The organism is Chryseobacterium sp. AG844 (assembly GCF_003182335.1).
GTDB lineage: Bacteria > Bacteroidota > Bacteroidia > Flavobacteriales > Weeksellaceae > Chryseobacterium > Chryseobacterium cupriresistens.
The window spans coordinates 269,818-289,687 of record NZ_QGTV01000001.1 but is presented as its reverse complement, the minus strand read 5'-3'; the positions used below and the strand labels follow the sequence as shown (position 1 = coordinate 289,687).

The 19,870-nt window shown below is 37.1% G+C and carries 16 protein-coding genes; 7 read left to right on the top strand and 9 right to left on the bottom strand.

From position 1 onward, the window contains the following. Positions 1 to 45: 45 nt before the first annotated feature. Together DEU40_RS01160 and DEU40_RS01155 are read right to left on the bottom strand one after the other, a co-directional pair. Positions 46 to 1,332, bottom strand: a complete 1,287-nt coding sequence (locus DEU40_RS01160; protein WP_110008149.1) for a CitMHS family transporter — start codon at positions 1,330 to 1,332, stop codon at positions 46 to 48. Positions 1,333 to 1,356: 24 nt separating this feature from the next. After that, positions 1,357 to 2,049, bottom strand: a complete 693-nt coding sequence (locus DEU40_RS01155) for a DUF2490 domain-containing protein (protein WP_110008148.1) — start codon at positions 2,047 to 2,049, stop codon at positions 1,357 to 1,359. Positions 2,050 to 2,345: 296 nt separating this feature from the next. Here DEU40_RS01155 and DEU40_RS01150 point away from each other — a divergent pair, with 296 nt between their 5' ends. Next, a complete protein-coding gene (locus DEU40_RS01150; RefSeq protein ID WP_228406418.1) occupies positions 2,346 to 3,314 on the top strand; it encodes a sensor histidine kinase in 969 nt (322 codons plus the stop codon). After that, positions 3,307 to 4,005 (top strand): LytR/AlgR family response regulator transcription factor, encoded by a 699-nt coding sequence (locus DEU40_RS01145; RefSeq protein WP_110008147.1) that lies wholly within the window; start codon positions 3,307 to 3,309, stop codon positions 4,003 to 4,005. Before DEU40_RS01150 ends, DEU40_RS01145 begins: the two co-directional genes overlap by 8 nt. 55 nt (positions 4,006 to 4,060) lie before the next feature. Here DEU40_RS01145 and DEU40_RS22750 read toward each other — a convergent pair whose 3' ends face one another. From DEU40_RS22750 to DEU40_RS01135, 4 genes are all read right to left on the bottom strand, one after another. Continuing rightward, the gene (locus DEU40_RS22750) at positions 4,061 to 4,195 is read right to left on the bottom strand and encodes a hypothetical protein (protein ID WP_262484577.1); all 135 of its coding nucleotides are present in this window, start codon (positions 4,193 to 4,195) and stop codon (positions 4,061 to 4,063) included. Positions 4,196 to 4,444: 249 nt separating this feature from the next. After that, positions 4,445 to 4,582 (bottom strand): hypothetical protein, encoded by a 138-nt coding sequence (locus tag DEU40_RS22275; protein WP_167348788.1) that lies wholly within the window; start codon positions 4,580 to 4,582, stop codon positions 4,445 to 4,447. A gap of 284 nt (positions 4,583 to 4,866) precedes the next feature. Next, positions 4,867 to 7,254: a M1 family metallopeptidase gene (locus tag DEU40_RS01140; RefSeq protein ID WP_110008146.1), complete on the bottom strand. Its 2,388-nt coding sequence runs from the start codon at positions 7,252 to 7,254 to the stop codon at positions 4,867 to 4,869. Between the two features lie 67 nt (positions 7,255 to 7,321). Further along, positions 7,322 to 7,900 (bottom strand): HupE/UreJ family protein, encoded by a 579-nt coding sequence (locus DEU40_RS01135; protein WP_110008145.1) that lies wholly within the window; start codon positions 7,898 to 7,900, stop codon positions 7,322 to 7,324. Between the two features lie 151 nt (positions 7,901 to 8,051). On the opposite strand from DEU40_RS01135, the gene DEU40_RS01130 reads away from it, so the two are divergent. Further along, complete coding sequence (locus tag DEU40_RS01130; RefSeq protein WP_110008144.1) at positions 8,052 to 11,270, top strand: S8/S53 family peptidase; 3,219 nt, start codon at positions 8,052 to 8,054, stop codon at positions 11,268 to 11,270. A 77-nt stretch (positions 11,271 to 11,347) separates the two neighbouring features. Further along, on the top strand, positions 11,348 to 11,863 hold the full coding sequence (locus DEU40_RS01125; protein WP_110008143.1) for a DUF6702 family protein: 516 nt from the start codon (positions 11,348 to 11,350) through the stop codon (positions 11,861 to 11,863). Positions 11,864 to 12,083: 220 nt separating this feature from the next. On the opposite strand, the gene DEU40_RS01120 is transcribed toward DEU40_RS01125, so the two are convergent. Together DEU40_RS01120 and radA are read right to left on the bottom strand one after the other, a co-directional pair. Further along, entirely contained in the window at positions 12,084 to 12,677 is a 594-nt protein-coding gene (locus DEU40_RS01120) for an ACP phosphodiesterase (RefSeq protein ID WP_110008142.1), read from the bottom strand. A gap of 211 nt (positions 12,678 to 12,888) precedes the next feature. After that, a complete protein-coding gene (gene radA, locus DEU40_RS01115; protein WP_110008141.1) occupies positions 12,889 to 14,238 on the bottom strand; it encodes a DNA repair protein RadA in 1,350 nt (449 codons plus the stop codon). 140 nt (positions 14,239 to 14,378) lie between these two features. Here radA and DEU40_RS01110 point away from each other — a divergent pair, with 140 nt between their 5' ends. The 3 genes from DEU40_RS01110 (at position 14,379) to yidC (ending at position 18,759) form a co-directional block, all read left to right on the top strand. Continuing rightward, a complete protein-coding gene (locus DEU40_RS01110; protein ID WP_110008140.1) occupies positions 14,379 to 14,948 on the top strand; it encodes a YceI family protein in 570 nt (189 codons plus the stop codon). Positions 14,949 to 15,173: 225 nt separating this feature from the next. Beyond that, a complete protein-coding gene (locus tag DEU40_RS01105; protein WP_110008139.1) occupies positions 15,174 to 16,781 on the top strand; it encodes a CTP synthase in 1,608 nt (535 codons plus the stop codon). 178 nt (positions 16,782 to 16,959) lie between these two features. Further along, a complete protein-coding gene (gene yidC, locus DEU40_RS01100; protein ID WP_110008138.1) occupies positions 16,960 to 18,759 on the top strand; it encodes a membrane protein insertase YidC in 1,800 nt (599 codons plus the stop codon). 131 nt (positions 18,760 to 18,890) lie between these two features. Here yidC and DEU40_RS01095 read toward each other — a convergent pair whose 3' ends face one another. Beyond that, complete coding sequence (locus tag DEU40_RS01095; protein ID WP_110008137.1) at positions 18,891 to 19,475, bottom strand: ribonuclease HII; 585 nt, start codon at positions 19,473 to 19,475, stop codon at positions 18,891 to 18,893. Positions 19,476 to 19,870 lie beyond the last annotated feature (395 nt).

The window sequence follows — 19,870 nt, the reverse complement described above, 5'->3', positions numbered from 1 at the left end:
CACTTTTTTATAGATAATAAGATTACGAAATTCAAAGATATAACCTTATATAATACCAAGAATCAATGCACTCAGCAACATGATGACTGATGATCCTAAGGCCCACTTTAATGTATATTTCAAATGATCTGAAAACTCCACACCCGCCAGCGATACCAACAGATAAGTAGACGGAACCAATGGACTGAGAAGGTGAGAACCCTGCCCGATAAGACTTGCTCTTCCCAATATTTCCGGTGAAATTCCCAATTGATGACCGGTAGCAACGATAATGGGCAATATTCCAAAGTAGTAGGCATCATTGGATAGGAAAAAAGTAAACGGTATACTGAATAAGGCTGTCACAATATTCATATAACCGCCCCAGCTCTTAGGAACTATTTCTATCATACTGTTTCCCATTGCCTGCATAATGCCCGATCCGTTCAGTATTCCTGTAAAAATTCCGGCTCCAAAGATCATTCCGGCCACTGATAGGGCATTTCCTGCATGTTTGGAAATGATTTTCTGCTGGTCTTTTAATTTGGGATAATTGATGATGGAAGCGATACAGAAAGCAATCATAAAGGCAATCCCTAAAGGAACAATATCAAGAATCATGACTACCAAAAGGGTAATGGTAAGAGCAAGATTGATCAGAATCAGTTTCGGGCGGCGAAGTGCAGGATCTGCTTCGCCAATAATATCATTGCTGTTGTAGCGTGTAAACCTACCATGTTTTGCGATTCGTATTTTTTCCCTTCTGCCCAAAATATAGGCAACAAATATAACCCACAGGATACCTATTGCCATAATAGGAATCATAGGCACAAATATTTCAGTGTGGCCAAGCTTCAGGGAACTCATTACCCTTGCTGTTGGTCCTCCCCAGGGAAGAATATTCATAATCTGCCCGGCAAGCATAATAATACAGGTAAGAATCAGCGGATTCATCCCTTGTTTTTTATATAACGGAAGCATAGCAGCCACGACAATTAAATAGGTAGATGAACCATCACCATCCAATGAAACCAATGCTGTAAGAACAGCAGTTCCTATTGTTGTTTTGATGGGATTGTCTCCAACTGCTTTTAAAATTATATTCACTAACGGTTCAAAAAGTCCTGTATCTATCATTAAACTGAAATAAAGGATCGCAAAGATCAGCATAACACCGGTCAGAGCTATTTCTTTGACACCGTTTTTCATCATGTCCCCCAACTGAGGACCAAAGCCTGCAAAAAGGGCTATAGTTACCGGCACAATGACCAAAGCCGTAAGCGGGGTCATCTTTTTGTTCATGATCAGGATCATGAAGATGAAAATCATTAAAAAACCAAGAAATGTAAGCATAGTTATCTATAAATATTAATGAGGTTATTGTTGTTTCTTTTTTCTCCAGTCAAAACTGTTTCTGAAGCCTATAAATCCGTAATTGCTTGTTTTTCCGGTTTCCATCTGATTGATAAAGGCTAGTTCCAGAGCAGAATTTTTTCCCACTTTTATTCCCAGGCCTGCCGTAATACGATTGCTGTCGAAAGGTTCTGCTTTATCCATATTCATTCTTATTTCATTTTTAAGAATACCGTAGAGTTTTTCTTTTTCTCCTTTTTTGTTGAAGGGAATACGTACAGAGATCAGATACCGGAGTCTTACCTCAAATTCATTGGGGTTGCTGAGAAAACGCTCTTCCACCCTAAGACGGTTGGAAACTGATGTCCTTCCGATATAATAATCAGCAGTTACCTGCTGGAATGGTCTTTTTTCATATCTTATCTTTTTAGAATCGTCGGCATTATAAGATTCGAGGATCAGAAACATAGCTCCTGCGGCAGGTCTAATATTTTCAGCTACTTCATAATCTACATAGGCATTTACCAGAAAAAGTCTTGTGTCATAAGCCAGATCGAAGGAACGGTACTGGGTAAGTGCCGTTAAAGTACTTTTATCGGTAAGTTTTGCTGACATCAGGTACTGAAACCACATATTGTAATTATCTTTACTCTGGCTATAAAGTCCGTTGAATAAACATAATGATAAAATAAGGGTTAATTTTATATTGATTTTCATATAATATTGGGTTAATATTGTACTTTTTCAAATATATTTATTAGAAAGAGCGGCTCTGGAATTTTTCAATCAATGACAGTTTTTCTCAACGAACTGCATTTTGAGACAAAAAGATATTTATATTTGAGGCGTTTCAAAATAAGGTATGGACTATGTTTTTAATCATTAATTTTATTTTTATATTATTGATTATCAGAATTTTATTTAGTGGTAAAATTCTGGAAAGTCTTATGAAGTACCGTTGGAATTTTTTGTTGAGGTTTCAGCATGTTTTTTTCCTTTTTATCTTCATTTTGATGACTTATTTCACCGAAAACTACTTCCTGAACTCAACTCAGTTGGTAATAAGCATTATTTTGAACACCATTTTCAATGTGGGAATTTACTATCTGGTGTACTATTATCTGGTTCCCCGGTTCTATTTGTCCAATAAATACCCGGAGTTTATCCTCTATGCTCTGATCCTTTTTCTGGGGTCCAGTCTTTTCAGAATTCTTTGGGAACCTGCCGTTTTTCAGATGGATTTCAGTGGTAAAGGCTACCACGTCGGATTCTTGTATAACGTGTATATCTCACAGGGAATCATCATTCTGGTAGGCTCTTTTTTGGGAATTACCAAAGACAAATTTTTAATAGAACAGGATGTGATCAGCCTTGGAGAAGAAAAAGATCAGCTTTATCTTGATTTGCTGAAGTCTAAACTGAACCCTCATTTTTTGCTGAATACCCTTAATAATATCTATGCCAACAGTGTGACCCATTCGGAGAAGACATCGGATTCTATTTTGCAGTTGAGCAAGCTTTTGAAATATATTATTTATGACAGCGGGAAAGAAAAAGTAACCGTTTCTCAGGAATTTTCTTCCCTGAAGGCACTTGCCGCTTTGTATCAGCTTAAATATAATAATCAGCTGGATATTGTCATGGATATTGAAGATCAGGAAGAATTTGAAATTGCTGAAATACCGTCCGCTATACTCCTTACATTATTTGAAAATGCTTTAAAACATTCGGCAATAGGAGAAGATGCTCACGCTTTTATAAAATTATTCTGTCATATTGAGCGCTCCGAACTGTATTTTGAAATTATAAATTCTGTCGGGAAAGATGGAACTCTTGTCGCTGAATCTGATTATCACGGGTTGGGAAATGAAGCCATAATTCATATATTGGAAAAATTTTATCCTGATCAGTATGAATTTTATTCCGGCCCGAAAGAAAATGATCAGTATAAAATTGCTTTAACAATTATTATCAATGGCTAACCTGACTATCGTTAATGTAGATGATGAATACCCTGCATTACAGCTTGTAAAACAATATTGTGATCAGCTTGAAGGAGTTGATCTGCTGGCTTCATTTCAGAAACCGGAGGAAGCGCTTGCATTTCTGAAGACCCATAAAGTAGATCTGGTTGTTTTTGATATCAATATGCCCGGCATCAATGGAGTAGAGCTTTTGCAGCAGCTTCCTGATCCGCCGTTGTGTATTTTTCTTACCCTGGAAACAAAATATGCAGTGAAAGCCTTTGAGCTGGATGTCGTTCATTATCTTATCAAGCCTGTGGATTTTGATACCTTTAAAAAAGCAGTCCATAAAGCAAGGGATTTTGTTCAGTTTAAAAGTTCGGCCGGCAGCCGGCAGCAGGAAGATTTTATTGTGTTCAAATCCAATTATGTGATGAACAAGGTTTTCCTTAAAGATATTCTGTGGATACAGGGATTCGGTGAATATATTGTTTTGATGACGCCTTTGAAAAAATATATGATTCTGGAGAGAATGTCCAATTTTGAAGAGAAATTTCAGCATTTGGGATTTATCCGGATCCATAAATCTTATATTGTATTATCAGAACATATTAATTCGTATAATTCCAGCCATGTTTTTTTGAAAAACGGTGATGAACTTCCATTGGGGAGAACCTATAAAAAGAATGTAAAAGAACATTTAAGTTAAAAAAGTAAAGCCGGAAATTTCCGGCTTTATCTTCAATTGTTATCAGGTAACGGGTTTACGGGCAATACTGCCCCGGTCCGATCCACAGGATACATTGTCCTTTGTAATTGTACTCGCAGCAAAAACGTCCTGCTGCTCCGCCATTGATAGATTTCTGAGCATCTCTGCTTAATACTTTGGCATTTTTCATAGTTAATAATATTTTGTTTTGTATATCCCTGAACATTTAAAGTCAATCAGGATTTTGACATTTGGTGTAAAAGAAGTGAATCAAAGATACTGTTTTTCCTTATAATGTGATATATTTTTGTTCATAATTTTTATAATAAAATTTTGATTATCAGTTATTAATGGTTTTTATCCGAAATCCGGAGCTTGAGAATATAAAAAGGAAAGCCGGAAAACTCCGGCTTTATTTTAATTGTTATCAGTTTACAGATTAAGGACAATTTTGTCCCGGTCCGATCCATAAAGTACATTTTCCGTTGTCGTCGCGTTCGCAGCATACGAGTCTGGCAGCAAGCCCCCCATTGATGGTTTTCTGAGCATCTCTGCTTAGTAATTTGGCATTTTTCATAAGTAATATTTTGTTTTTTTAATCCTGAACATTTATTGTCAATCAGGTTTTTGACATTGATGTTGATGTTTATTCAAATATAAAACTTTTTAAGTCAGGTTGTTATATTTTTTATAGACGAAAGAAAGGTGTTGGTATTTTAAGGTAGTTCAATGGATGAATGAACTTGGGATGAACAGGTTTAAACAAAAAAATACTCCATATTAAAAAGGTTATAAGAAGTATTCTTTGTCTTTTTAATATGGAGTAGTGCTGTATTACTTAAAAGTTACAACCTTTTGGTTTTAACTTTTTCCTGCAGCCTGCATTGGATTAACCTTTCCGGTTGAGCCTCCTCTTACATTCCCGCCTTCCTGTTTTTGTTTGAAAAGCTGGAATTTTGAAGTTTCAGTACCTGTTCCGGTGCTGCTCCAGAAATTATTGGTGGTATCAATATCAGCAGTTTCTCTCATGGGATCAAGCTGAATAGATTTCACTTTCTTATCAAAATAATAGGTCTTGGAAACTTTTTGTTCATTCAGCCTCCAGATCTGTGCGGCAGATTTATCATATACTTTTGAACCGTCTTCAAACGTGAACTCAAGAATGATAGGCATTACCAATCCGCCCTTGTTGACAAAATCGATCTGATATCCTGTAATATTTTTGAATTTCTCTTTATCCTTAGCATCTAAAGGAAGACCAGCTTCGGTTTTGATGCTATATTGCTTATTATTATCTACCTTTTCCTGCCCTCTGTCATATTTGTAATAGAAATCCTGAACATCCTTATCGCCGTCTGCATAGAATTTAATATTCTTATCTTCTCTGTTTCTGATTTTTGAAAGATCTTCAAAATTGTTGACCAATGGTTTTTCTACCTGATATTTTATTTCAGCAGCAGCTTTAGGATTCGTCTCAAGATCAGGAACGGCTACCGTTACTTTATCAATAGCGATGTCTACAGGATCTGTACCGTAGAACCAGCCTCTCCAGAACCAGTCAAGGTCTTCACCGCTGGCATCTTCCATGGTACGGAATAAATCTGCAGGTTCAGGGTGTTTGAAAGCCCATCTTTTGGCATACGTTTTAAAAGCTTTGTCGAAAAGCTCTCTTCCCATAATTGTTTCACGAAGAATATTCAATCCGGTTGCAGGTTTTGAGTACGCGTTCGGCCCATACTGAACAATATTTTCAGAATTGCTCATGATAGGCTCCAGCTGATCTTTCGGCAGTTTCATATAATCTACGATGGTCCATGCCGGTCCTCTTTTGGATGGGAATTTATTATCCCACTTTTCTTCTGTAAGGTATTCTGTAAAAGTATTCAGACCTTCGTCCATCCATGCCCATTGTCTTTCATCAGAATTGATGATCATAGGGAAGAAGTTGTGCCCAACTTCGTGGATGATAACTCCGATCATTCCGTTTTTGGTCCCTTCAGAATAGGTTCCGTCCTTTTCGGTTCTTCCGAAGTTGAAACAGATCATCGGATATTCCATTCCGTTGGCCGCTTCTACAGATTGGGCTACAGGGTATGGATAAGGAATTGTAAATTCCGAATAGGTTTTAATGGTATGAGCAACCGCTTTTGTGGAAAACTTTCTGTAAAGACCATAAGATTCCTTTGGATAAAAGCTCATTGCCATTACTTTATTATTGTTTTCAGGAATGGTTACACGCATTCCGTCCCATACAAATTTTCGGGAAGAAGTCCAGGCAAAGTCACGAACATCCTTCGCTTCAAAAACCCATGTTTTTCTTTGTTTTGAATGATTTTTTTCCGCTTTCTTGGCTTCATCCAAAGTTACAATTTCAATAGGTTCAGAAGCATTTTCAGCTTTTCTGTATCTTGACAGCTGATCAGACGTTAATACCTGGTCATAATTTTTACACTCTCCGGTTCCGCCAACAATATGATCGGAAGGAACATTCATTGAAACTTTAAAGTCTCCGAAAACCAGCGCAAATTCACCTCTTCCGGTAAACTGGTGGTTCTGCCAGCCCTGGAAATCACTATACACACACATTCTCGGATACCATTGTGCCATGGTATACAGATCGTTGCCGTCTTCAGGGAAATTTTCATAACCGCCGCGGCCGCCCATTTTGATTCTATTGGGAATATTGTAGTTCCAGTCTACTTTGAAAACGAATTTCTCACCCTTTTTCAAAACCTTGGGAAGATCAATACGCATCATAGTCTTGTTGACTGTATATTTCAAAGGACTACCTGAAACATCAGTCACTTTCTCAAGACTTACACCATACCCGTTATCCTTAACAGGAAGTTCTGTTATTTTAAGCTGCTGGTCTGTTGTTGAAGGGTGAAGAACAGATGACGTATCATATCCTGCATTTCTAATGCTGGAATGTTCATTTTCATCAAGCTGAAGCCAGATATAATCCAGATCATCAGGCGAATTGTTGTAATAAGTTACCGTTTCTGAACCTTTCAGGTTTCTTTTATCCTCATCCAGATAAGCGGTGATGTTGTAGTCGGCCCTGTTCTGCCAGTATCCGTGACCGGGAGCTCCTGATGCCGTTCTATAAATGTTGGGTGTTGGCAGAATAGTGCCCAGCTGCTCAAACTTGTTGCCATGATTGCTGCCAGGGTTATTCTGAATATTTTGTGCGGTGAAACCTGTATATGCAAATACAGAAAGTGAAAGTATAACAACTTTTAGTTTCATAACCGAAATGATTTTTTGATGATCAAAGATAGTAATTACCTGTTGAATTAATATGAATATTTAAATTTTAAAAAGGAATTCTTTCCAAAGTCATTTTTAGGGATAAAGCAAATACGCCTGAAGAGACAAATAAAATCCAGTCTTTTTTATTCACTTTAAAAAGATTGAGCAGAATGAAAAGGACGATCAAAATAGCAAAAACAATTACAATCTGGCCAAGTTCCAGCCCGATATTGAAGCCAAGCAGAGGTAAGGCTATACTCTGGCTTTTGGCAATCATTACTCTTGCGGTGTTGGCAAATCCCATCCCATGAACAAGGCCGAAGATCAATGCAAGATAATAATTGGCCCGCATCAGAGTTTGTTTCTGGTTTTTCATGATAATATTATCCAGAGAGGTCAGAACAATGGTTAAAGGAATTAAAAATTCCACCCAGTCGGAAGGAACTCTGAAAATATCCAAAATACTTAGTGCTAATGTAATGGAATGTCCAATGGTGAATGCCGTAACAAGAATCAGAATTTTTTTCCAGTCACTGTAAGAATAAACAGCAATTAAAGCCAGAACAAAAAGCTGATGATCAAGGGCATCCAGTGAAATAATGTGTTCCCATCCAAGGTGTAAATAAAAAAGAAAATCCTGCATTTTGGTTAAAAAATTTTATATTTTGAATATATTGTTAAAATATGATTGATTTTATTATTTGGTTTAATTTTTAAGCTTGATTGTTATTAATATCTTGGCTTATTGATATATTGAATAAAAATTGTATAATTGTATTGCTTAAAAATGAATTATGGATATTAAAAAATTATTTTCTACAAATGTAAACATTTCACCCGGAGGAGCGAAGCTTCTCAGAAATGCTGCAGCAGCGTTTTTAGGATTATACTCCTATGTATTTTACGGACAGGTACAAAAACTTGACTCCCGGTTTGATATTTTATTGAAAAATAAGGAAAATATTGCCAATGGAAGATCTGTTAAAGATTTGGAACGTCCTGATATGAAACTTGATAAGCATCTGGTAGTGACTTCAAAGGGAGCACAAACCATGTATTCATGTATTATTTATACCAAAGAACCGGAAAAACTGAAAGCAGACGGTTTTATTATTCAGAGCCAGCTGCCGGCTTTCTCCACAGCTTTGGTTACCATTGAAGATATTGAAAGACTGATGCAGCTTCCTTATGTAACCTCTGTAATGGCGCCGGAATTTGATGAACTTCATAATGATGTGAGCAGAGCTCAGTCCGGAGCAAGTCTTTTGCAGGATGGAGTTTTCAATAACACCGCTTATAACGGTACAGGTGTTCTGGTAGGAATTTATGACACCGGAATAGACTGGAAACACCCGGATTTCAGAAAAGCCAATGATCAGACCAAAAGCAGAATTGTTTCCATTTGGGATCAGACATTAACTGCACAGGCGGGAGAAACCGCCCCGGTAGGGTTTTCTACTGGTGTAGAATATACCCGAGCACAGATTGAAGATGAACTGGACGGAACACCCACAGGTTTTGTTCGTGAAAATGATATTAATGGTCACGGAACCCACGTTTCAGGTACAGCAGCCGGGAATGGTGCAGCCTTTGCCGATAAAAGACATAAGGGATTCTCATCTGATGCAGATATTGTTTTTGTAAAAGGTGGCAACGGGTCTTTCCCCACAACCAATACCATTAATGCTTTAACGTATTTCAAGAATGTAGCAACGGCTCTTAATAAGCCCATTGTCGTTAATATGAGTATCGGTGGTCAGAGCAGTGCCCACGACGGAACCTCCAGCCATGAAGTAGCAGTGAATAGTTTTACCACTTCAGGAGCGGGAAGAGTTGTTGTGATTTCAGCAGGAAATGATTACGGAGCTAATCTTCACAGAAAAGTAGATATTGCAGCCGGTGCGGCACAGACCTATAACTTTACCGTAGCAAGCAACACTTCCGCAGCTTCAGTATTCTCATTCATTATGTATGCCAATGACAATACTCCCGTTACTGCAAAATTAACCACTCCGGACGGACAGCAGTATACACAGAATGTCAGTACAAACACCGCTCACACTATATTGGGAGGAGGTCTTACCGCAACCATGTACAACTATTGGAGTAACGACAACAATAAAAGATATGTACAGTTGGTAGTGACCAGAACCTCCGGAACCACCAATGTCCAGGGGAATTATTCATTGGAAATTACCAACAACGGAACCCAGCAGATCACAGCCCACGGCTGGCTGTATAGTCAGGGAGTGCAAACCACCTTACAAAACGGGGATAATGAATATATTGTAGGATCACCGGGAAATGCTTCCAACGCCATCACGGTAGCTTCTTATATGGGAAGAGCCAGTTGGTACAGTGGAGCAAGCGGCTACTTTACACTTACTCCGCAAGAATCCATCTCTTCATTCAGTGCCCAGGGACCAAGAGTAGATGGTGTCCAGAAACCGGATATTGCAGGCTCAGGACAGAACGTGATTTCTTCCCGATCAGCTGATTCTGCTCCTGGCTCAACAGATATTATTGCCGGAACCAATTATTATGTAAAAAACCAGGGAACAAGTATGTCTTCACCGGGGGTAGCAGGAGCTGTCGGCTTACTGCTTCAGGCTAATCCTTCATTAACGGCAGCCCAGGTGAAAGCACGTCTTACTTCCAATGCAAGAATGGATGGGGCAACAGGAACTGTTCCCAATATGAGATGGGGATATGGGAAATTAGATATTTACAAAGCTGTAACGGATGAATTAGGATGTGTAAAATCTAATTTTGAAACTGTAGGATACGATGAACCTTATATTATCGCCAATACAGAATCTAATTATTACTTTGATAATATTGCCCTGGCAGTAAGATATACGCCGACATTGACAGGAAAACTGGGCGGTTTTTCATTCTTAACAGGTACTTCTCTTCCTTCGGATATTCCGGTTGATATTCAAATCAGAAAAGTGGATGCTAATGGAAACCCCGGAGATATTATAGCGACTAAAACCATTACTTCATGGCTTAATAACGTTCAAAGATTTACCTGGAATTATGTGAACCTTTCAGATCTGAATATTCAAATGGTAACCGGAAAAGAATTTTATATTGTCGTAAACGGGTTAGGAGGAAGGATTGCCATGAAAGCTGAAAATGCAGTAGTGAATAACAGATCTAAGACTTCTACAGACGGTACTACCTGGACTTCAAGAACATTTGATCTTAAAATGAGAGCCGTGGTCTACGAAAATGTTGCTGAAGTAAAGAATTTGGCAACTTCCAACCAGACGAAAGCCAGTACGGTGACAAATGGTTACAATTATTTTACAAATTCCTGCCAGCTTATCTCAAGAATAGAAAAAGAAACAGCCAGTACCGTAACAGGAAATGTAACAGCCAAAGTGTGGGTTGATAATGCACAGCCCAACTATGTGGCAAGAAGATATGAAATCAATTCGGATGCAAACACTACCACAGCAACCGGTAAAGTAACCTTATATTTCAAACAGAGTGATTTCGATGCCTATAATCTGAGCAATGCAGTGAAATTACCTACTTCACCTACTGATGTTGCAAATAAAGCAAATCTTCTTATTGAAAAATATACAGGAACAAGTACTACAGGTACCGTAGCTTCTTTTGGAGGAACTGCCACAATTATTACCCCGAATATTGCAGATATTATCTGGAATGATACTTACCAATATTGGGAAGTGAGCTTCCAGACGACAGGTTTTGGCGGATATTTTGTAAAAACAGGAACAACATTGGGAACAGCAGATATTAAAATAAATTCAGAAGTGAACATCACCCCGAATCCTGCAAAAGATTTTGTAAATGTATCGTTAGGCAGATATTCTAAAGGGACAGTAACTATTTATGATGCTTCAGGAAAATTGGTTAAAACGGTCAATGTGGATAAAAATTCCGGTAAAATTGATGTTTCAGAACTGGTAAGAGGAACGTATCTGTTTACCATTGCATTGGATGATAACACAAAAATTACGAAAAAAGTAATGAAGCAATAAATTCATCAATCCATTATAATCAAAAGCAGCGGTTGTATAACTGCTGCTTTTTTTATATTTGCTGTAAAATAAAATTCATGCCGGGTAAGTTTTTTTGGGGATTTCTTTTTTTGATGACAATTGTTTTTCAGAGCTTTGTGAGCAGTGATGCGGTTCATCCATACCATGTAGGATCTGTTGAAATTAATTATAATTCAAAATCCAGAACCTTTGAAGTAACCGGAAGATTCTTTCTTGATGACATGGAAAATGGGCTGGGGAAAAAATATGGAAGTGCTTTCCATTTTAATGACGAAAAATATAAGGCGAAACTGAATGATGCCCTGCAAAAATATTGTTCAGAATATTTCAGGTTAAAGGCTGATAACAAATTTTTAAAAGTAAATTATATTGGTTATGAAGAAGATCAGGAATCTGTAGATATCTTTCTTGAATCAGAACCGGTGGCCACTCCGAAAAAAGTAGAAACAGCAGTCAGTTTTTTGTATAACCTTTTTGATGATCAGATCAATATTGTTCATATCATTGTAAACGGGCAAAGAAACAGTGAAAAACTTACCTATCCCAACCGTTATCTCTATAAACAGTTCTAAGAATATATATTTAGTATATTGTAATTTCACGCAAAGATTTCAGCGTATAATATTATATTTTTGAGGAAGCAAAGGAGGAATCAACTTTGTTGATTCTTTCTAAGCGGTACCAAATCCATGCAGCTTTTTCAGCGGCTTTGTCGCCTTCTTAGCTCACTTAATAATAACAAAACTTAATTTAATCTTTGCGTTTTAAACAATAAGACAAATTTAAAGTTTATTAATTTTCCAGCTGGAGTAATGTGCTGATCCCTTTTGCATGAGCAAGAAGATCAGGAAAAAAATCGTCATAACACTGCTGAAGATGATCTTTATTTTTTAAAAAAGCTTCAAAAACAGGAATATTTTTATCCAGATATTTGGCTTTATTCAGTACATTCTGAATACTGAATTTAATTCCCCAGTCTTCACGGTAATTATAAAGCCAGTCATCCTGTTCCATTTTAACCAGCATCTTTTTAAAATTTTCAGGGAGCCACTGTTCATGGGCATTCAAAACACTGTAAACATGAAGAGAATGTGCTTTCCATTCTGCCAGGGAATTCAGGGAAAGATCTCTGGCTACAAAATGGTCCATTGACACATCCACAAATGCACCGGCGTATAGTCTTACCAAAGGAGCAAATACTTTTTTGGCTTCGTGAATAGCAGGATGAGAATCTGTAAATGTATCAATCGCTCTGTGCAGGGTAATTCCGTCCTGAATTTCCTTCGGGAAAGAAAAACGATCTCTGTTGCGGATGAAATCTTCGAGAAATTGCCCCACGATCTGACCGTCGGTAAAAGAAAGAAAAGAATGAGCCAGATAATTCATAATTTAAAGGTATGAATTAAATGTGGATAGTGAAAGGTGAAAAGTGAATTCGCTTCGCTTGTGAATTTTTTATCCACACTCCAATTGACGATTGACTTGCGAAGCAAAATTGACCATTCACATTTTACCTATAATGAATCCTCTTCGCTTGTGAATTTTTATCCACACTCCAATTGACCATTGACTTGCGAAGCAAAATTGACCATTCACTCTAGAACAGTCTCTCGTGAAAATCCTCAATTTTACTCACTTCTTCAATCTTGATTCCAAATTTTCTTTTCGGGATTTTATTAAGGTTGGAAACAAATATTTTTTCATAACCCAGTTTTTCTGCTTCAGTAATTCTCTGCTCAATCTGGGCTACCGGACGGATTTCTCCACTCAGACCAATTTCTCCGGCAAAACAGTAATGTTCGGAAATCGCAATGTCTTCATTAGACGAAAGAACAGAAGCGATCACCGCCAGATCCAGTGCCGGATCGTCTGTCTTTATTCCTCCGGTAATATTAAGGAAGACGTCTTTTGCTCCCAACTGAAAACCTGCTCTTTTTTCCAGTACGGCCAAAAGCATATTCAGTCTTTTGGAATCAAAACCGGTGCTGCTTCTTTGAGGAGTACCATAAACGGCGGTACTTACCAATGCCTGTATTTCAAGAAGCATCGGTCGGTTTCCTTCCAGAGTTACTGCAACGGAGTTCCCTGAAAGTTCCTCAAACTTCTTGGTAATCAGAATTTCCGAAGGGTTTTTAATCTCTTTCAATCCCTGTGAGATCATTTCATAAATTCCGATTTCTGAAGTGGATCCGAAACGGTTTTTATTGGCTCTTAGTAATCTGAACAGGTGGTTCCGGTCTCCATCAAAATTCAGAACGACATCCACCATGTGCTCAAGAACCTTTGGTCCGGCAATCTGTCCGTCTTTGGTGATGTGACCTACAAGAAATACCGGAGTATTGTTTTCTTTGGCATATTTGATAATCTCATTGGAGCATTCCCGGATTTGGGATACGGTTCCCGGAGAACTTTCTATCAATTGAGACTGCAGGGTCTGGATAGAATCAATAATCATGAAATCCGGCTCCAGCTTTTTAGCCTCATGAAGGATTTTTTCCAGTGAAGTTTCCGTAAAAAGAAAACAGTTCGGATTCTGAATATCCGTAAGCCTGTCTGCTCTCATTTTGATCTGAGAAGCACTTTCTTCCCCGGAAACATAGAAGATTTTTTTCTTCATTTTTAAAGCAAGCTGAAGCAGAAGGGTAGATTTCCCGATTCCCGGTTCACCACCAATCAAAGTTACAGAACCTAAAACGATGCCGCCTCCTAAAACACGGTTCAGCTCTTCGGAAGGTGTTTTTATTCTCGGCTCTTCGCTCGTTTCCACTTCAACAATATTGATAACATGTTGTTTGGTTTTCGAAAAGGGAGGCGTTTTGTGAGAAGGTTTTTCTACAACCTCTTCCACTAATGTATTCCACTCTCCACAGTTTTTACATTGCCCCAGCCATTGAGGATACTGGGTTCCGCAGTTTTGACAGAAATATGCTGTTTTCAGTTTTGCCATACTGCGAAGTTATAAAAAAGCATTTTTTTTTCAGAATGTAAATGGGGTTAATATAAAAAAACTAATACGTCTGCGATAGGAATATCTTTCATATCTTAGCTTTATTCAATTAAAATATATTAATGTAAAATATCATTACAATGAAAAAAGTATTTTTATCTTTCGTATTTACGCTTGTAAGTATTGTTGCTTTTGCACAGGGAAGCTGGCAGGTAGACCAGATGCATTCATCAATCAATTTTAATATCAAGCATATGGGAATCAGTTTTGTGCAGGGAAGGTTTGATAAATTTGACGGAAAAGCAGCCACTGGTGGTGCTAATCTGGATAATGCCGATTTGAGTTTTTCTATCAGTGTCCCTTCCATTAATACAGGAGTGGACATGAGAGACAGACATCTTATCAGCGAAGAGTTTTTCGATGTTGCCAAATATCCTACGATTGAATTTAAGAGTTCTTCCGTTACAAAAGATAAGAACAATAATTACATCGTAAAAGGGAAACTGACGATGAAGGGCGTGGAAAAAGAAATTACTGCTCCGGTTACGTTTGGAGGAATTACAAAAAATAAGGACGGAAAAGAGATTATGGGAATTCAGACCAAATTTACCGTGAATCGTCTGGATTATGGAATCAAATATGACCCGTCAGGAGCCGGAATCGCGAAAGATGTTGAAGTAACAGCTTACTTTGAACTGACTAAGCAATAATATTCAGAATATAAAATATAAAAAGGTTTTCCGCTCAAATGGAAAACCTTTTTTGCTGATAGGCGACAATCCTTTGGGTTGTAGCTTTGTTTCATTTGTTTAGATCAATATTAATAAAAATTTTTATCTGGTTTTATAGTTGTTTGAGGGGTGTTTTATCATTTTCAAAATGTAAAAGATTGCTTTGTATTTCTTTTTCCCCTAACTTTGCACAAACCTAATCTAATGAGTAAAAAGAATACAAAGTACATCTTTGTGACAGGAGGTGTAACTTCATCTTTGGGAAAGGGAATCGTTTCTGCTTCTCTGGGACTTCTACTAAAATCACGCGGCTTTAATGTAACGATCCAAAAATTAGATCCTTATATCAATATCGACCCAGGAACTTTGAATCCTTATGAGCACGGAGAGTGTTATGTGACTGAAGATGGTGCAGAGACGGATCTGGATTTAGGCCACTACGAGCGTTACCTTGATGCTCCTACATCCCAAAACAACAACGTTACTACAGGAAAAATCTACCAGACTGTAATTGAAAAAGAAAGAAAAGGAGACTTCCTTGGAAAAACAGTTCAGGTAATTCCTCATATTACTAACGAAATCAAACGTAGAATTAAAATCCTTTCAAAACAGAACTACGATATCATTATTACTGAGATCGGAGGAACTGTAGGGGATATCGAATCTTTACCATACATTGAAACTGTTCGCCAGTTGAAGTGGGAATTGGGAGAGAGTAATTCTATGGTGATTCACCTTACTTTACTGCCTTATCTGGCTTCAAGTGGAGAATTAAAAACAAAACCATCCCAGCATTCCGTTCGTCAGCTGATGGAAAGCGGAATTATGGCTGATGTTTTGGTGTGCAGAACAGAACATAAAATTCCTAAAGATCAGAGAGCAAAATTGGCTCAGTTCTGTAACGTTCCTTTAGATAATGTTATTGAATGTAAAGATCTTGAAACCATTTATGAAGTTCCGATGTACCTTCAGAAGCAGAACTTTGATGATGTAGTTTTGAAAGAACTGGATCTGAAAAGTGATAAAGATGCTGATCTTAAAGACTGGAAGAGTTTCCTTAAAAAATTCCAGAATCCTAAGAAAACCGTTGAAATTGCTTTGGTTGGAAAATATGTTTCCCTTCAGGATTCGTACATTTCAATTGCTGAGGCTTTCAAACATGCCGGAGCTGACCTTGAAACTGAAGTCAAAGTTAGATGGGTATACAGTGGTGATATTACTGAAGAAAATATCAAAGATACGCTGAAAGGTGTGAATGGTATCCTTGTAGCTCCAGGTTTCGGAGACAGAGGAATTGAAGGAAAAGTTCTTACCGCAAAATATGCAAGAGAAAATAAAATTCCAATGTTGGGAATCTGTTTAGGAATGCAGATTATGACGATTGAATTTGCAAGAAATGTTTTAGGACATACCAAAGCAAACTCCATGGAATTTGATACCGCTACTCCTGATCCTGTAATTTCTTTGATGGAAGAACAGAAAAATGTAGTAGATAAAGGAGGAACAATGCGTCTTGGAGCATGGAAGTGCTCATTGAAAAACGGTTCTAAATTATACGATATCTACGGAAACAAAAATATCTCTGAAAGACACCGTCACCGTTATGAATTCAACAGTGATTATCTTCAGGAATTTGAAAAGAATGGTTTCCTTGCTACAGGTACTAACCCTGAAACAGGTTTGGTAGAAGCGCTTGAACTTCCTGATCACCCGTTCTATGTAGGGGTTCAGTATCACCCGGAATATAAGAGTACGGTAGCAACACCGCATCCTTTATTCAGAGCTTTCATCAAAGCTTGCGAAAAGAAATAAGGTAAAATTTTATCATAAACGTCTACATATAAACTCAGGCTGAGAATAATCAGCCTGAGTTTATTATATAGTAACAACGTAAAGCATAGAGTTTTGATAAAAAAACAGTATTTTTGTCAGCTCAAATTATGTACACCCGTACGTACATTTTAAATTTAAAATTTTAATATAAAATAAAATGCAACAAAACAACGGAATCGATAAGAAGCAAATGATTAGTTTCGCGGTTTTATGCCTTGTTCTCTTCGGTTTTATGTTCTATTTCCAGAACAAACAAACGAAAGAAGCGGAGTTGAAAGCTCAGGAGCAGAAAACGGAACAGGCAAAAAATGCCGTAAAGCAAACTCAGGCAAGCAATATCAATCCAAATGTAACTCCTAATGCCATTCAGACAGCAAGTCTTGGGAATAATGAACTGAAACTTGAATTTTCAAGCTTAGGAGGACAGGTTTCCAAAGTAGAACTTTTAAAATATAAAGCCTACAACCACAAAACAGATAATGCAGATCAGCCTCTTTATCTTATCACAAAGAATAATTCAAACTACGGTTTTCAGTTTAAAGATAAAACAGGGAAAATCGTTAATACTAAAGATTTAGTTTTCTCACCAACTGTTAATGGAAATGCTGTAACCTTAACTGCAGATTACAATGGTGCCGTCATTCAATTCATTTACACACTATTACCAAAATATACCCTTGATTTTAAAGTAAGAACTCAGGGACTTTCTAAAATTACTTCTGATAACAAAGCAGATTTTATCTGGGATTATAACGTAAGAAACCTTGAAAAAGGTAGAGCTCAGGAACAGTCTCACTCAGAATTTTCTTATGCCTTCAATAATTATAAAGACTATGATTATGATGGAAGAACTACCATGGAGGAAGAAAAAGAGACTCTTAACTGGATTGGTGTAAAGCAGCAGTTTTTCTCTTCAGTGATTGAAGCTAAAAACGGATTTACACAAAGTAAAGGTAATCAGGAAAATGTTGAAGAAGGAGAGTATCTGAAGAAATTCAACTACGAAGGTTTTGTTCAGATGACCGGAAGTGAGCTGAACCAGGATTTCACATGGTATTTTATGCCATTGGATTTGCCATTGCTTAAATCTTATGATAAGAATTTTGATGAAATCCTTCCGTTAGGCTGGTCATTCATCGGGGCAATGAACCGTTATTTTTTCATGTGGTTATACAGTATTATTGCTGCGTGGGGATTATCAGCAGGTTGGGTGATTTTTGTAATGACGATCATCGTAAAGCTGATCCTGTCGCCAATTATGTATAAGCAGCACAAGTTAAGTGCTATGATGAAGGTGATTCGTCCGGAAATTGACGAGGTGAATGCGAAGTTCAAGGATGCAGATCCGATGAAGAAGCAGCAGGCAACGATGGAGGTTTACAGAAAAGCCGGAGTGAATCAGATGGCGGGATGTTTACCGGCATTAGTTCAGATTCCTATCTTCTATGCTTTGTTCCGTTTCTTCCCAAACTTTATTGATCTTAGAGGTCAAGGGTTCTGGTTTGCAAAAGATTTGACAGCGTATGATGATTTGATCAAGCTTCCGTTTAAAGTTCCTTTCCTTGGAGACCACCTAAGTATTTTCGCTTTAGCCTGTACAGTTGTTATTTTAATCTATACTGTTATGACTTCAGGAAATATGCAGCAGCCTCAGCAGGAAGGAATGCCAAACATGAAGGTATTAATGTATATCTTCCCGATTACATTCCTGTTCTTCCTTAATACTTCGGCTTCAGGTCTTTCATGGTATTATTTTGTATCGAATGCGATTAATATTCTGATTATCCTTGTTATTAAGTATTTGATCCTGGATGAAAAGAAAATCCATGCCCAGATTCAGTCTAATAAGGAAAAACCGAAAGCGGAAGGTAAATTCCAGAAGAGAATGAGAGAAATGATGGAGAAGGCTCAGGAGCAGCAAAAAGCTCAGGAACAACAAAGGAATAAAAAGAAATAAATTCTTAATAATACGTTAAAAAAGAGAAGCAATTGAACAATTGCTTCTCTTTTTTTATCTGTAATTTATTTAGAATGATTTTAAATTTTCAATCAGTGGATGAAAATTTAATAATTGAAAATCAGTTACTTTTAATCATATTTCAGTCTGAAAGACTGTCTGTGATATCGGGTCGGTCCATGTTTAATAAGCGCATCCTGATGTTTTTTAGTAGCATAGCCAAAATTGGTATCCCACCCATATTCAGGATGTTCTTCATGAAGTTGAATCATTAACTTATCCCTATAATTTTTGGCAAGAATAGACGCTGCAGCAATCGATAATACTTTAGAATCTCCCTTGATAATACATTGATGAGGGATGTAGTTATAAGGATGAAATTTATTCCCGTCCACCAGAATAAGTTCAGGAGTTATCGTTAGTCTGTCCAGCGCACGATGCATTGCATGGATACTTGCATTGAGAATATTATGCTCATCAATAAAGGATGGAGGTAGTTCTGCGATGGCGTAGTTTTTCACATTATCTTTAATGTAGCTATCCAGTTCCATACGTGTTTTAAACGTTAGCTTTTTTGAATCATTAACCAGATTTTGTTCAAAATCATCATCCAAAATTACCGCTGCCGCTACCACCGGCCCACTTAAGCACCCTCTTCCTACTTCATCACATCCTGCTTCGATGTAAAGGTTTGACCAGTTTTTTATTAGCTCCATGAATTGTTATATACTGCAAAAATATAAAATTTTACAGGAAAGTATTTTATAGGATTTATTATTGTCATTATTTCAGTTATTATTTATTTCTATTCGGATTCTGGTAATTTAAATATATTGTTTTCACTATTTGTGGGTAATTGATTCCTTTTTCAGGGTGAAAATATCATATGCATTGCATTGTATTTTGATTTTTATAGAGTTTTTTATCTTTTATAAGTGACTTATTTTATTGTTAATCAGTTGGTTTGATGTACTTTTTGTGCATTTTTTCTATAGATAATATAAATATTTCTTATTGTTAATATTTCTTAAAAAAATATAATGTCTTAATGGTTTATTTTTGTTAAATATGTGTTTTTTAACAAAAAATAGTATATTTTCATTAGTTTTTT

What these genes read in the sequence shown, in the direction of transcription:
- DEU40_RS01140 (WP_110008146.1), bottom strand. Translation starts at nt 7,254, where the DNA reads ATGAAACTAAAAGTTGTTATACTTTCACTTTCTGTATTTGCATATACA.
- radA (WP_110008141.1), bottom strand. Translation starts at nt 14,238, where the DNA reads ATGGCAAAACTGAAAACAGCATATTTCTGTCAAAACTGCGGAACCCAG.
- DEU40_RS01125 (WP_110008143.1), top strand. Translation starts at nt 11,348, where the DNA reads ATGCCGGGTAAGTTTTTTTGGGGATTTCTTTTTTTGATGACAATTGTT.
- DEU40_RS22275 (WP_167348788.1), bottom strand. Translation starts at nt 4,582, where the DNA reads ATGAAAAATGCCAAATTACTAAGCAGAGATGCTCAGAAAACCATCAAT.
- DEU40_RS01145 (WP_110008147.1), top strand. Translation starts at nt 3,307, where the DNA reads ATGGCTAACCTGACTATCGTTAATGTAGATGATGAATACCCTGCATTA.
- DEU40_RS01160 (WP_110008149.1), bottom strand. Translation starts at nt 1,332, where the DNA reads ATGCTTACATTTCTTGGTTTTTTAATGATTTTCATCTTCATGATCCTG.
- DEU40_RS01110 (WP_110008140.1), top strand. Translation starts at nt 14,379, where the DNA reads ATGAAAAAAGTATTTTTATCTTTCGTATTTACGCTTGTAAGTATTGTT.
- DEU40_RS22750 (WP_262484577.1), bottom strand. Translation starts at nt 4,195, where the DNA reads ATGAAAAATGCCAAAGTATTAAGCAGAGATGCTCAGAAATCTATCAAT.
- DEU40_RS01105 (WP_110008139.1), top strand. Translation starts at nt 15,174, where the DNA reads ATGAGTAAAAAGAATACAAAGTACATCTTTGTGACAGGAGGTGTAACT.
- yidC (WP_110008138.1), top strand. Translation starts at nt 16,960, where the DNA reads ATGCAACAAAACAACGGAATCGATAAGAAGCAAATGATTAGTTTCGCG.
- DEU40_RS01130 (WP_110008144.1), top strand. Translation starts at nt 8,052, where the DNA reads ATGGATATTAAAAAATTATTTTCTACAAATGTAAACATTTCACCCGGA.
- DEU40_RS01095 (WP_110008137.1), bottom strand. Translation starts at nt 19,475, where the DNA reads ATGGAGCTAATAAAAAACTGGTCAAACCTTTACATCGAAGCAGGATGT.
- DEU40_RS01120 (WP_110008142.1), bottom strand. Translation starts at nt 12,677, where the DNA reads ATGAATTATCTGGCTCATTCTTTTCTTTCTTTTACCGACGGTCAGATC.
- DEU40_RS01135 (WP_110008145.1), bottom strand. Translation starts at nt 7,900, where the DNA reads ATGCAGGATTTTCTTTTTTATTTACACCTTGGATGGGAACACATTATT.
- DEU40_RS01150 (WP_228406418.1), top strand. Translation starts at nt 2,346, where the DNA reads ATGACTTATTTCACCGAAAACTACTTCCTGAACTCAACTCAGTTGGTA.
- DEU40_RS01155 (WP_110008148.1), bottom strand. Translation starts at nt 2,049, where the DNA reads ATGAAAATCAATATAAAATTAACCCTTATTTTATCATTATGTTTATTC.